The organism is Sphingomonas sp., from assembly GCF_036388435.1.
Classification (GTDB): Bacteria; Pseudomonadota; Alphaproteobacteria; order Sphingomonadales; family Sphingomonadaceae; genus Sphingomonas.
The window spans coordinates 1-12,127 of record NZ_DASVRV010000043.1 but is presented as its reverse complement, the minus strand read 5'-3'; the positions used below and the strand labels follow the sequence as shown (position 1 = coordinate 12,127).

The window sequence follows — 12,127 nt, the reverse complement described above, 5'->3', positions numbered from 1 at the left end:
GGCCGCCATTCGCGGCCGCTCGGTACCTGAGCCATAGCTAGCGGGTCGGACCCGCGATCACAAGCGCTCCCGCCACGCGACGTACGGCCGCCCGGCGTCGTTGACAGCCCCGAGCCGGCGCCGTAAACGCCCGACCGCGCTGCCCTGTCGTCTAATGGTAAGACTGCGGACTCTGACTCCGTTAATTGAGGTTCGAATCCTCACGGGGCATCCATTTCCCTCCTGATCGCTACGTCGCCCGGAAAGCCGCTCCGCTATCGCGCGACAGGTCGTGCTCGGCCGTCGGGTGCGTGGCCGCTCCAAGCGCCTGCATCCGAGTTGCGCGAGCGCGCGTACATGCAGCGAACGATAAAGGCCTGACATGGTCAATTCCACACGCTAAGCATCGGAAAAGCTAGGAGTTCGGCATGAAGCGGTCGCGTATCGGAGCGTTGGGGGCGCTGCTCGCCACGATGTCGTCTTGTGGCGGCGGGGGTGGTTCGCAGTCGTCGACGCCGGTCGCCGTCGCGCCGACGCCCACGCCTACGCCCCCCGCGACGGGCACCTGTTCGCTGCGGAGCCGGCAGGACTGGGCCGCGGCGCAGTTGCGCGAATGGTATCTGTTTCCCGAAACATTGCCGCCCGCGCTCGACCCTGCCGCCTTCACGACGGTGGACGACTATATCGACGGGCTGACCGCGACCGCCCGCGCGCAACGGCGCGACCGGTTCTTCACTTATCTGACCTCGATCCGCGAGGAGAACGCGTTCTTCAGCTCCGGGTCGAGCGCGGGGTTCGGCGTCCGGCTGGCGCTCGACTCGTCCAACCGGCGGCTGCTGGTGACCGAGGCGTTCGAGGGCGCCCCGGCGCTCGCGGCGGGGATCGACCGGGGAACCGAGATCCTGGCGATCGGCACGAGTGCCGGCAATTTGCGGCTGGTAAGCGAGATCCTGGCGAGTGAGGGCGGCACGGGGCTGAACAACGCGCTCGGGCCGAACACGGCGGGAACCGGTCGGGTGCTGCGCGTGTCGGACCCGGCGGGCGGGACCCGCGAGGTGAGCGTCATCAAGGCCGATTTCGAACTAACCCCCGTGTCCTCGCGCTATGGCGCGCGGATCATCAACGATGGCGGGCGGCAGGTGGGCTATCTCAACCTGCGTACCTTCATCTCCACCGCCGATCCTGCGCTGCGCCAGGCCTTTGCGTCCTTCCGATCGGCGGGAGTGACCGAAATAGTGATCGATTTCCGCTATAATGGCGGCGGTCTGGTCTCGACCGCGGAACTGATGGGCGACCTGCTGGGCCGTGACCGGACGGGCGCGGACGTGTTCAGCTTCACGACCTTTCGCCCCGAAAAGTCGGCGGAGAACGAGACGCGTTCCTTCTCGCCCAAGGCCGAGTCGATCGCGCCGACGCGCATCGCGTTTATCGGCACGGGCGCGACCGCGTCGGCGAGCGAACTCGTGGTCAATGCGTTCGTGCCGTATCTGGGCAATCGTGCCGCGCTGATCGGGACCAACACCTTCGGCAAGCCGGTGGGGCAGATCGCGCTCGACCGCGAGGCGTGCGACGACCGGCTGCGCGTGGTCGCGTTCGCGACGCAGAATCGCGACCGGCGCGGCGACTATTTCGACGGGCTGCGAACGGTGGTGCAGGCGAGCTGCAGCGCCCCGGACGATCTGGCGTTCCAGCTGGGCGACCCGCGCGAGGCGTCGGTGCGCTCGGCGCTCGACTTCCTGGCCGGGCGGAGCTGTTCCACCATCTCGTCGGTGACGCGACAGGCCAGCGTGACGCCGACTCCTGTCGCCGCGAGCCGGCGCGAATTGCTGACCCCTAACGCGCCGACGGCTCCCCAGCGCGAGGTGCCCGGGTTGTTCTGAACGGCCTTGTCTAAAGGCGAAGCTCGGTCGGGTGTTCCCGCTGCCCGACCGTCCAGGCCTAGACGGTTTCGACCGAGATGGGCGGGATCGGGCAAGTCAGGAGCGTGAACCGCTCGACGACCGCTCGCCCGTCCTGCGAAGGCGACAGGCCAGAGTATGTCGGAGCTGTCCTTGTACATCAGGCGGTTTTCCGCATTGACTGAAGATGCTCTTCACAGGCCGGCATTTCGGCCTCCTGCCTCTTATAAGCCATGGGTTGCGACGAGGTTCGCGACGCCGGTACGAAGAGCCTGATCCGGTCCGGACCGTATTGTCGCCCGACCGTCGCCCTTTCGGCGGGGCACAGGCTTCGTTAGGGCCCCAGGGATGGCGGAGGGGATCAGCAGGCGGGGGCTGCTCGTGAGCGGGGGTGCGGGCGTGGGATTGCTCGTCGCCTGGGCGCTCTGGCCGCGTGATTATCCGGCCAATCTGGCGCTGGGGCCCGGCGAGCATGGGTTCGGGGCGTGGTTGAAGGTCGGCGAGGACGGGCGGGTGATCGTCGCGGTGCCGCAGGCCGAGGGCGGGCAGGGCGTCTATACCGCGCTGCCCCAGATCGTCGCGGACGAGCTGGGCGCGGATTGGCGCACGGTGGGCGTCGAGGCGGCACCGGTGAACCCGCTTTACGCCAATGCGATCGGGGCGCAGGAGCTGTTCGCGGGCCTGTTCGGGCGGGTGCCGGCCGGGATGCGCGCGCGCTATCTGACCGCGCTGCCGCTGATGCTGACCGCCGGATCGAGTTCGGTGCGCCGGTTCGAGGAGCCGGCGCGCACGGCCGGCGCGGCGGCGCGGATGCTGTTGTGCCGCGCCGCCGCGCGGCGCTGGGGCGTGGCGTGGGAGGCGTGCACCGTCGATCGGGGCTTCGTGGTGCATGAGGGCAGGCGGGCGCGCTTCGCCGAGCTCGCGGCCGAAGCGGCGGGAGAATCGCTGCCCGACGCGGCGCCGATCGGCCAGGCGGGCGCGGGCAAGCTGACGGGCGAATCGCTGCCCCGGCTCGACGCGCCGTCCAAGGCCGACGGATCGGCCAATTTCGCGGGCGACATCCGGCTGGCGGACATGGTCCATGCGGCGGTCCGCGCCGCGCCGGCCAGGGGCGGGCGACTGGTGCGCGTGGACCGCGCGGCGGCGGACCGGGTGCGCGGCATGGTCCAGGTGGTGGAGACGCCCGATTGGGTCGCGGCGGTGGCCACCACGGGCTGGGCGGCGCGACAGGGGCTCGACGCGCTCGCGCCCCGCTTCGAATCGCGCGCGCCCGGGGTGGACGACGCGTCGATCGAGGCGGCGCTGACCGCCGCGCTCGATGGGCCGGGAACGCGGATCGCGGCCGGCGGGGATCTGGCGCCGGTGTTCCGGGGCGCGACTTTGGTCACCGCGACCTACCGCACCGGCTTCGGCGTCGCCGCCGCGATCGAGACGGCGAGCGCGGTCGCCGCCTATCGCGACGGACGGCTGGAGATCTGGTGCCAGACCGAGGCGCCGGTGCACGCGCGCGCAATGGCGGCGCGCGGGGCGGGGGTCGGCGAGGATGCGGTGGTCATCCATCCCATGCTGATCGGCGGCGGGTTCGGCGCGCGGATCGACGCGGACGTGGTGGAGCAGGCGGCGCGGCTGGCCGTCGTGCTCAGGCGGCCGGTCAACCTGGTCTGGTCGCGTGGCGAGGAGCTGGCGCGGGCGCGGCACCGTCCGCCCGCCATGGCGCGCATGGCGGCGCGGCTCGCGCCCGGCGGGGGGATATCAGGGTGGAGCGCGAAGATCGCCGCTCCCTCGACCGGCCGCGCACTGGCGGAGCGGCTGCTGCCCGGCACGGCGTTCGCGGCGGGGCCGGGCGATCCGTACGCGACGGCCGGAGCGGTGCCGCCCTATCGCCTGCCGGCCTATGCGATCGATCATCATCCCGCCGAGATTGGGGTGGCGACCGGCCATGTCCGCGGCGGAGCGCATGGCCATGGCTGTTTCTTCACCGAATGTTTCCTCGACGAGCTGGCCCATGCGGGCGCGTCGGAGCCGGTGTCGTTCCGGATCGGGATGCTGGCCGGCGATGTCCGCCTGGCGCGATGCCTGTCGACGGTGGCTTCGCTCGGCGGCTGGGAGGGCGGCGTGGCGGGATCGGGGCAGGGAATCGCGTGCCACGGCTTTCGCGGCAGCCGGATCGCGGTGCTCGCCGAAGCGCTGTTGGGGGCCGACGGCCGACCGGAGGTCCGGCGGCTGGTGGCGGCGGTGGATTGCGGAACGGTGATCAACCCCGACCTGGTGCGTCAGCAGATCGAGGGCGGGCTGATCTTCGGGCTGGGTCAGGCGCTGGGCGCGACGACCGGCTATGCCGGCGGGCGGGCGACCGCGCGGGGGTTCGACACGCTGTGGCTGCCCAGGCTGGCCGACACGCCCGACATCACCGTCGAGCTGATCGCGAGCGCCGAGCAGCCCGGCGGGGTGAGCGAACTCGCGGTGCCGCCGGTCGCTCCCGCCATCGCCAATGCGTTGCAGGCCGCGACGGGCTACCGCATCCGGTCGATGCCCCTTAGATCGGGCGGATGAACCCGCCGCCCGATCATCCCGCCATCCCACCCCGCAAGGTGGGCGTGCTGCTCACCAATCTGGGCACCCCCGACGAGCCGACCCCCCGCGCGGTCAAACGCTATCTGCTCGAATTCCTGTCGGACAAGCGGGTGGTGGAGATCCCCAAGCTCGCCTGGCAGCCGATCCTGCGCGGGATCATCCTGCAGACGCGGCCCAAGAAATCGGCCCATGCGTACGGGCTGGTGTGGACCGACGACGGATCGCCGCTGGCGGCGATCACGCGTGCGCAGTGCGCCGCGCTCCAGGGCGCGTTCGGGCCGGGTGTGATCGTCGATTACGCGATGCGCTACGGCAATCCGTCCATCCCCGAGCGGATCGACGCGATGAAGGAGGCGGGGTGCGAGCGTATCCTGCTGGCGCCGCTTTATCCGCAATATTGCGCGGCGACGACCGCGACCGCGAACGACCGCGCGTTCGCGCATTTCGCGGCCAAGCGCTGGCAGCCGGCGATCCGGACCCTGCCGCCCTATCATGACGATCCGGCCTATATCGGCGCGCTCAAGACGCTGGTCGAGGCGGAACTCGCGGCGCTCGATTTCGAGCCCGAGGCGGTGATAGCGAGCTTTCACGGGATGCCGCAGCGGACGTTGGAGCTGGGCGATCCCTATCACTGCCATTGCCGCAAGACGGCGCGGCTGCTGTCCGAGGCAATGAACCGGGAACTGGTGGTCGCCTTCCAGTCGCGCTTCGGCCCCGCCAAATGGCTGACGCCCGCGACCGACACGGTGCTGGAGGAGCTGGGCACGAAGGGCGTGAAGAAGGTCGCGATCTTCGCGCCGGGGTTCTCGGCCGACTGTATCGAGACGCTGGAGGAGCTGGCGATCCGCGGGCGCGAGAGCTTCGAGGGCGCGGGCGGCGAGCGCTTCGCCTATCTGCCCTGCCTCAACGACAGCCCGCCGGGCATGGAAATGCTGCGCAGCATCCTGACGCGGGAGCTTGCGGGCTGGGTGGCCGTTGAATAGCCTGAACGAGATAATAGCAGGAGAGAGCGGATGGCACGGATAGCGATCGTCACGGGCGGAACGCGCGGGATCGGCGAGGCGATCAGCCTCGCGCTCCAGGAGAGCGGCATGACGGTCGCGGCGACCTTTGCGGGCAACGAGGCGCGCGCGGCCGAGTTCAGCAAGCGGACCGGGATCAAGGCGTACAGGTGGGACGTCGCCGATTACGATGCCTGCCAGGCAGGGTGCGCCAGGGTGGCCGAGGAACTGGGGCCGGTCGACGTGGTCGTCAACAATGCCGGCATCACGCGCGACGGCACCATCCTGAAGATGGATTATCAGGCGTGGCGCGAGGTGATCGACACGAATCTGGGCGGCTGCTTCAACATGGCGAAGGCGGTGTTTCCGGGAATGCGGACACGCAAATGGGGACGGATCGTCAATATCGGCTCGATCAACGGGCAGGCCGGTCAGTACGGCCAGGTCAATTACGCCGCCGCGAAATCGGGTATCCACGGCTTCACCAAGGCGCTGGCGCAGGAGGGCGCGAAATTCGGGGTGACGGTGAACGCGATCGCGCCGGGTTACATCGACACGGACATGGTGGCGGCGGTGCCGGGCGACGTGCTGGAGAAGATCGTGGCGCGCATACCCGTCGGCCGGCTGGGCGCGGCGGCGGAGATCGCGCGGGGCGTGGTGTTTCTGTGCGGCGAGGATGCGGGGTTCGTGACGGGGTCGACGCTGAGCATCAATGGCGGGCAGCATATGTACTGACGGGCGCAGGCGCGGCCACGCCCGCGCCGATGCGCGAGGCGGGAGCCGAGCGCGGCGCCCGACACGGCCGACGGGTTGGCCGCGCAAGCGGGCAAGCCCGTTCGACGTCACGGCGGCGGCTTCGCCGTCGCTTCTTGCTCCATTTCATCATGGGCGTGGGTGGCGGGGTGCGTGGACGTCGCGTTTCGACCCATGGCGGACGTTCAGCGCCCATCGGCGAACGACCGCTACCGCCCAATAGCAGACGTGGCGGCTTGCCCGAATAGCTCGCGAATTTACCAGCAACAGGGTTTTCACCTGCAACCTCCTGGTTTCGCCCGGTGCGTCTAATTCTGCCACGCTGGCGCGGCCGTCCTGTCACGCCCCTGAGTCACCTGTCAAAGCAGACAATCTGCTTCCGACCCTTAGCTGACATGCCGTGACGCTCGCCGGTGACGATGGTACGCATCGGCAATGCGACCATTTCCGCCCGCCAAGACACTTCAGATGTTCGTCGGCGACGCACTCGCCCAAGTGCGGTTCGATCCTTTCGGATTGCAGTTCAGCTTCGAAAGCGAGCGACTTATCAATGTAGAGAATGCGATCATTCACATAGAGCCGGATGGCACAGCTTGGTCGTATGATTGCCAAGCCGAACACCGTCCGCCAGTGATCCTGCACCGTCTGCTCGGTCGAAATATCCACAGCGTCGAGCGGGAGGACCTCAGGCTTACATTCACGTTCGAAGATGGGTCGTCACTTGCGATTTTATCCGACCTGAACGGGTATGAGAGCGGCGCAATCGTCACGGCGGAAACGGGGCACGTGATGTTCTGACGAATGTCGGCTTTCCACCCACAGCGGACAACCAACCTCAAAACTTCACCCCCGCCCGCGGCGAAGCCGCGTGCTCGACGTCGAACCGGTCGCTTCGCGCCCGCCGGCCGTGCTTGCGTTGCTCGCCGCTTCGCGGCTTGCAGCGGCGCGGGCGTAGCCGCGCCTACGCTGCGCAAAACAAAGGGGCCGGCTCAATACGCCGAGCCGGCCCCTCGCTCCCGATACGCTACGCGGGAGCTCTACGCACCGCCTACGGGCGGTAACTTGTGAAGAAGTTAAGAAGGGGACGACGGCAAAGCCGCCGTCGGACGGGTTCATCGGCTTAGCCGACGACCCGCCGTCCGGTTCGGATCGCGGTCAGCGGTACCGCCGACCGCAATCCGAACTCCGCTCGATCGCCCGCCCTGCGAGCGCGCCGCCACCGGCGCCCAGCACGGTTCCGAGCAGCCGGTCGCCCCGCGTATCGATCGTGCGGCCCAGAAGCCCGCCCGCGATCGCGCCGACCAGCGTACCGGTGTCGCCCGAGCGGCACCGACGCGCATTGTTGTAGCCGCGGCGGTCGCGATACTGGCGACGCTCATAGCGATCGTCATAACCCCGGTCGTAGTTGCCGTATCCGCGCTCGTATCGGCTGCGGCCCTGCGCATCGGCGGCGGTGGCGGGGACGAGCGCGCCGGCGGTCATGGTGAGCGCGGCAGCGGCGAGCGACAGCTTCTTGAACATGGCCGATACTCCTTGGCTTGATCCTGGCGGCTGGGGAGGTCCCCTCCGTCGATGTCAGCTTTCTAAGCGAGTCGCGTTGAGCCGATCCTGAATGCGCTCGTTATCCGCGGTTCAGGCTATGCTGGCTCCATGCGGCGGCTATGACCCGCTGGGTGCGCGTCCTGCCGACCCTGTTGCTTGTTCTGCTGATCGTTCCCGGCTGGGCGGGGGAGAAGCGGCTGGAGCTGCCCGGCGCCGCGCCGCGCCTGAGCGTCGAGCGGGTGACCGGTCCGGTCGAGCGGCGCGTGGGGGCGCTCACCTTTCTGGGCGGGGTGGCGCTGGCAAGCGCCGACCCGGCATTCGGCGGCTATTCGGCGCTCGCGGTCGCGGGCGATCGGTTCACCTTGCTAAGCGACGGGGGTGTCCTTCTTCGGTTCCGGATGGATGGGAACTGGCAGGTCCACGGCCACCGTCTCGATCCGCTGCCGGCCGGACCCGGGACCGGATGGACCAAGGCCGAGCGGGACGCGGAGGCGATGACGACCGACCCCCGCGATGGCCGGATCTGGGTGGCGTTCGAGAACGCCAATGCGATCTGGCGTTACGCACCCGGCTTTGCACGGGGCGAGCGATGGCGCGCGCCGCGGGCCATGGCGCGCTGGCCTGGCGGGGGCGGGTCCGAAAGCATGACGCGGCTGCGCGACGGACGCTTTCTGGTGATCGCCGAAGCCCGTCGCCCGCCAAGGGGCGCGGACGGTCGGCGTGCCGAGGCGCGCGTGGGACTGATCTTCGCCCGCGACCCGACCGACCCGAAAACGCGAATCGCGCGGTTCGCCTATCGGCCCGAGCGCGGGCATGACCCCGTGGACGTGGCCGAGCTGCCCGACGGCCGGCTGCTGGTGCTGGAGCGCGGGTTCGACCTGCCATTCCGGTGGAGCACGAGGCTGGCGCTGGTCGAGCGCGGCGCGGTGCGGCCCGGCGCCGTGGTCGGGGGGCGGACGGTGGCGCGGTTGCGGGTGCCTCTGCCGCGCGACAATTTCGAGGGGCTGGCGGTCACGCGCGAGGGGGACGCGACGATCGTCTGGCTGGTGTCGGACGACAACCAGTTTCGGCTTCAGCGGACGCTGCTGCTGAAATTCCGGCTGGGGTGAGGGAGCGACGACGGAACCGCTTCACGTCGGACGAGCGAAGCGGCTTGGCCGCTCGCTCGCTCGCCGGCCCGGCCCATGCGCGCCTTGGCGCGCACCGCCGCGTAAGCGGGCTTACGCGGCTTGGGCTTGGCCCAATTTCTTCACGATGTCGCGCTTCAGGCGACGCGCGCGCAGCGACAGCTTCTCGTTGGAGGTCTTGACCAGCCAATTGTCGAGGCCACCATTATGCTCGACCGAGCGCAGGCCGTGCGCCGAAACGCGCAGGCGGACCGGGCGATCGAGCGAATCGGACAGCAAGGTCACGTTCTGCAGATTGGGCAGGAAGGTGCGCTTGGTCTTGTTGTTGGCGTGGGAAACATTGTTTCCCACCATCCGGCCCTTGCCGGTCAGTTCGCAGATGCGCGACATGTCGTTGGTCCTGGAAATACGGGCGTTCGGAAAGGGTGGGCGGATAGCGGCGGCCGACGGCAAGGTCAACAGGGAGGCGACCGCGCTTGACGTGTCGGCCCGCTCCGGCCCACCCAGCCCCGATGTTCCCACTTCCCGAACCGATGCGTCGCGCCCTGGCCGAAGCGCGCGCCGCCGCCGGGCTGGGCGAGGTGCCGGTCGGGGCGGTGCTGATGCGCGGCGATGCGGTGATCGCGGCGGCGGGCAACGCGCCGCGCCGCCTGCGCGATCCCACCGCCCATGCCGAGATACGCGTGATCCGCGAGGGCGCGGCGCTGCTGGGCATTGAGCGACTGGACGGCTGCGATCTGTGGGTGACGCTGGAGCCCTGCGCGATGTGCGCGGGGGCGATCGCCCATGCGCGGATCGGACGGCTTTATTACGGCGCGAGCGACCCCAAGGGCGGTGGCGTGGACCATGGCGCGCGCGTGTTCGCGCATCCGACCTGCCACCATCGCCCGGAGGTTTATGCGGGACTGGGCGCGGGCGCGGCTGGAAACCTGTTGCGGGACTTCTTTGCGGAACGGCGATAGCGCCTCTCCCGCCGCGGCGGGAGAGGGCCGGGACGGTCGATCAGCCGCGCGCGTCGTTCTGGCTGATCGGTACGATCTTGATCTCGACCCGGCGATTGGCGGCGCGGCCTTCCTCCGTGTCGTTGGACGCGATGTGCTGCCTCTCGCCGAAGCCGCGTGTGCCCAGCCGCACGGGCTGGACGCCGCGCGACGCGAGATAGTCGGCGACCGAGGTGGCGCGTCGTTCCGAAAGCGACTGGTTGTACGCGTCCGAGCCGGTCGCGTCGGTATGGCCGTACACGTCCAGATAGGTCTGGTTATATTCGGCCAGCGTGCCCGCCACCTGATCGAGCGTGCGCTGGAACTGCGGCTGCACCTCCGCCGAATTATAGGCGAAGTTGATGCCCGACGGGATGTTGAGGATCAGGTCGTCGCCCTGGCGGATGACCTGAACGTCGGTGCCCGCGGTGCGCGCGCGCAGGTCGCGCTCCTGACGGTCCATATAGGCGCCGATCCCGGCCCCGGCGAGACCGCCGATCCCGGCGCCCAGGATCTTCTCCGTCCGGTCGCGCCGCCCGCCCACGAGATCGCCCAACAGATAACCGCCCAGCGCGCCGCCGATGCCGCCGATCGCCGCCTTGGAGATGCCGCGCTGACCCGTTTCCGGGTCGGTGGTGCACGCGGTGGTGGCGAGCAGCGCGAGCGCGGACAGGCCGGCAAGCGATTTGGCGAACAGGGTCATCGGATACGCTCCTTGAATACTGATCCGTCCACAACACACGCGCACCGGCGATCGTTCCGGGTGCGCATCGTCGAGGACGGTTGCGCGGGGGCGCGGATGCCGTCAAATGGAGCGGACCCCGCCAATGGCACCGCTTCCTCCTTTCCCCTGGATCGACGTTCTGATCATCGCGGCGCTGGTCGCGTTGAACGGCGTGTTCGCGATGAGCGAGCTGGCGATCGTTTCCGCGCGCAAGGCCCGGCTGGAGGCAATGGCGCGCACCGGCAGGCGCGGGCCCCGCGCGGCGATCGAGCTGGCGTCCGATCCGTCCAAATTCCTGTCCACCGTGCAGATCGGCATCACGCTGATCGGTATCGTCGCCGGTGCCTATTCGGGTGCCAGCCTGGGCGGGCCGACGGCGGCGCGGCTGGAGCTGCTGGGCATGGCGGCGGAAACGGCGGAGACGGTCGGCTATGCGCTGGTGATCGCGCTGACCACCTATGCGTCGCTGATTATCGGCGAGCTGGTGCCCAAGCAGTTCGCGCTGCGCCGGCCCGAGGCGATCGCCGCGATCATGGCGCTGCCGATGCGCTGGCTGGCGGTGGCGACCGCGCCTTTGGTATGGCTGCTCGACAAGACCAGCGCGCTGCTGTTCCGCCTGATGCGGCTGGAGCGCGAGACCGAGGACCAGGTGACCGCCGAGGAATTGCACCTGGTCGTCGCGGAGGCGTCGAAGTCGGGGGTGATCGAGGAGCATGAACGCTCGATCATCTCGGGCGTGGTCAGGCTCGCCGACCGGCCGGTGCGCGAGGTGATGACGCCGCGCACCGAGGTCGACTGGGTCGATGTCGACGCCACCCCCGACCGGATCCGCGAGATCCTGCTCGCCACGCCGCACACCCGCCTGCCCGTGGTGTCGGGATCGATCGACACGGTGGTGGGCGTGGTCCAGGCGCGCGACATCGCGGGCGCGCTGTTCCGGGGCGAGACGCTCGACCTTCACCGCCTGCTCCGCAAGGCGCCCGTCGTCATCGACCAGATCGACGCGATGGACGCATTGGTCGCGCTGCGCGAGGCGGAGGTGCCCATGGCGATGATCCATGACGAATATGGGCATTTCGAGGGGATCGTGACCCCCGCCGACCTGCTCGCCGCGATCGCGGGCGAGTTCGCGTCGGACACCGACCCCGACGAGGCGCCCGCCATCGTCGAGCGCGACGACGGGTCGCTGCTGGTGGCGGGAACGGCGGCGGCCGATTCGCTGGCGGACCGGCTGGGGATCGACCTGCCCGAGGACCGCGACTACGCCACGGTAGCGGGGCTGGCGCTGGCGGTGTTCAAGCACCTGCCGGGCGAGGGGGAGAGTTTCGTCGAGCAGGGGTGGCGGTTCGAAGTGGTGGACCTAGATGGGCGGCGGATCGACAAGCTGCTGGTGAGCGTGGAGAGCTAGCCGAAAATCACACAAATGCCCCGCGCCGCCCATCCGGCCGGCGCGGCCCCCGGCCGCGGCCGACGACACGGGATTTACTCCCGCGTTTCTTGTTCCTTCTGTCCTTCTTCTCGGCGCCGGAGGGCCGACACGGGAGTAAAT

General features: G+C 69.4%; 11 protein-coding genes and 1 tRNA gene. 9 read left to right on the top strand and 3 right to left on the bottom strand.

What is annotated here, in order from left to right; all coding sequences use genetic code 11:
* The first annotated feature begins 140 nt into the window (after nt 1-140).
* The 6 genes from VF592_RS09005 (at nt 141) to VF592_RS08980 (ending at nt 7,003) form a co-directional block, all read left to right on the top strand.
* Nucleotides 141-214: transfer RNA gene (locus VF592_RS09005), tRNA-Gln, on the top strand.
* Nucleotides 215-407: 193 nt separating this feature from the next.
* Nucleotides 408-1,859, top strand: a complete 1,452-nt coding sequence (locus tag VF592_RS09000; protein ID WP_331005287.1) for a S41 family peptidase — start codon at nt 408-410, stop codon at nt 1,857-1,859.
* Between the two features lie 366 nt (nt 1,860-2,225).
* Nucleotides 2,226-4,430 carry a xanthine dehydrogenase family protein molybdopterin-binding subunit gene (locus tag VF592_RS08995; RefSeq protein ID WP_331005286.1) on the top strand — a complete coding sequence of 735 codons (2,205 nt, stop codon included), beginning with the start codon at nt 2,226-2,228 and terminating at the stop codon, nt 4,428-4,430.
* Nucleotides 4,427-5,434 carry a ferrochelatase gene (gene hemH / locus VF592_RS08990; protein ID WP_331005285.1) on the top strand — a complete coding sequence of 336 codons (1,008 nt, stop codon included), beginning with the start codon at nt 4,427-4,429 and terminating at the stop codon, nt 5,432-5,434. The genes VF592_RS08995 and hemH overlap by 4 nt, the downstream gene beginning before the upstream one ends.
* Nucleotides 5,435-5,464: 30 nt before the next feature.
* Nucleotides 5,465-6,187 carry an acetoacetyl-CoA reductase gene (phbB, locus tag VF592_RS08985; RefSeq protein ID WP_331005284.1) on the top strand — a complete coding sequence of 241 codons (723 nt, stop codon included), beginning with the start codon at nt 5,465-5,467 and terminating at the stop codon, nt 6,185-6,187.
* 486 nt (nt 6,188-6,673) lie between these two features.
* Entirely contained in the window at nt 6,674-7,003 is a 330-nt protein-coding gene (locus VF592_RS08980) for a hypothetical protein (protein WP_331005283.1), read from the top strand.
* Nucleotides 7,004-7,360: 357 nt separating this feature from the next.
* Here the strand turns inward: VF592_RS08980 and VF592_RS08975 are convergent, their stop codons facing one another.
* Complete coding sequence (locus VF592_RS08975; RefSeq protein WP_331005282.1) at nt 7,361-7,726, bottom strand: glycine zipper 2TM domain-containing protein; 366 nt, start codon at nt 7,724-7,726, stop codon at nt 7,361-7,363.
* Between the two features lie 140 nt (nt 7,727-7,866).
* Between VF592_RS08975 and VF592_RS08970 the strand changes: the two genes are divergently transcribed.
* Nucleotides 7,867-8,856, top strand: a complete 990-nt coding sequence (locus VF592_RS08970) for an esterase-like activity of phytase family protein (protein ID WP_331005281.1) — start codon at nt 7,867-7,869, stop codon at nt 8,854-8,856.
* A gap of 111 nt (nt 8,857-8,967) precedes the next feature.
* Here the strand turns inward: VF592_RS08970 and rpmB are convergent, their stop codons facing one another.
* Nucleotides 8,968-9,264, bottom strand: a complete 297-nt coding sequence (gene rpmB / locus VF592_RS08965; RefSeq protein WP_331005280.1) for a 50S ribosomal protein L28 — start codon at nt 9,262-9,264, stop codon at nt 8,968-8,970.
* A gap of 143 nt (nt 9,265-9,407) precedes the next feature.
* On the opposite strand from rpmB, the gene VF592_RS08960 reads away from it, so the two are divergent.
* Entirely contained in the window at nt 9,408-9,836 is a 429-nt protein-coding gene (locus VF592_RS08960) for a nucleoside deaminase (RefSeq protein WP_331005279.1), read from the top strand.
* Between the two features lie 40 nt (nt 9,837-9,876).
* Here the strand turns inward: VF592_RS08960 and VF592_RS08955 are convergent, their stop codons facing one another.
* On the bottom strand, nt 9,877-10,557 hold the full coding sequence (locus VF592_RS08955) for an OmpA family protein (protein ID WP_331005278.1): 681 nt from the start codon (nt 10,555-10,557) through the stop codon (nt 9,877-9,879).
* 124 nt (nt 10,558-10,681) lie between these two features.
* Here VF592_RS08955 and VF592_RS08950 point away from each other — a divergent pair, with 124 nt between their 5' ends.
* On the top strand, nt 10,682-11,986 hold the full coding sequence (locus VF592_RS08950; RefSeq protein ID WP_331005277.1) for a hemolysin family protein: 1,305 nt from the start codon (nt 10,682-10,684) through the stop codon (nt 11,984-11,986).
* The last annotated feature ends 141 nt before the right edge of the window (nt 11,987-12,127 follow it).

Bases quoted from the DNA above. Each gene is read 5' to 3' on its own strand.
- VF592_RS09000 (WP_331005287.1), top strand. From the start codon at position 408: ATGAAGCGGTCGCGTATCGGAGCGTTGGGGGCGCTGCTCGCCACGATG.
- VF592_RS08995 (WP_331005286.1), top strand. From the start codon at position 2,226: ATGGCGGAGGGGATCAGCAGGCGGGGGCTGCTCGTGAGCGGGGGTGCG.
- hemH (WP_331005285.1), top strand. From the start codon at position 4,427: ATGAACCCGCCGCCCGATCATCCCGCCATCCCACCCCGCAAGGTGGGC.
- phbB (WP_331005284.1), top strand. From the start codon at position 5,465: ATGGCACGGATAGCGATCGTCACGGGCGGAACGCGCGGGATCGGCGAG.
- VF592_RS08980 (WP_331005283.1), top strand. From the start codon at position 6,674: ATGTTCGTCGGCGACGCACTCGCCCAAGTGCGGTTCGATCCTTTCGGA.
- VF592_RS08975 (WP_331005282.1), bottom strand. From the start codon at position 7,726: ATGTTCAAGAAGCTGTCGCTCGCCGCTGCCGCGCTCACCATGACCGCC.
- VF592_RS08970 (WP_331005281.1), top strand. From the start codon at position 7,867: ATGACCCGCTGGGTGCGCGTCCTGCCGACCCTGTTGCTTGTTCTGCTG.
- rpmB (WP_331005280.1), bottom strand. From the start codon at position 9,264: ATGTCGCGCATCTGCGAACTGACCGGCAAGGGCCGGATGGTGGGAAAC.
- VF592_RS08960 (WP_331005279.1), top strand. From the start codon at position 9,408: ATGCGTCGCGCCCTGGCCGAAGCGCGCGCCGCCGCCGGGCTGGGCGAG.
- VF592_RS08955 (WP_331005278.1), bottom strand. From the start codon at position 10,557: ATGACCCTGTTCGCCAAATCGCTTGCCGGCCTGTCCGCGCTCGCGCTG.
- VF592_RS08950 (WP_331005277.1), top strand. From the start codon at position 10,682: ATGGCACCGCTTCCTCCTTTCCCCTGGATCGACGTTCTGATCATCGCG.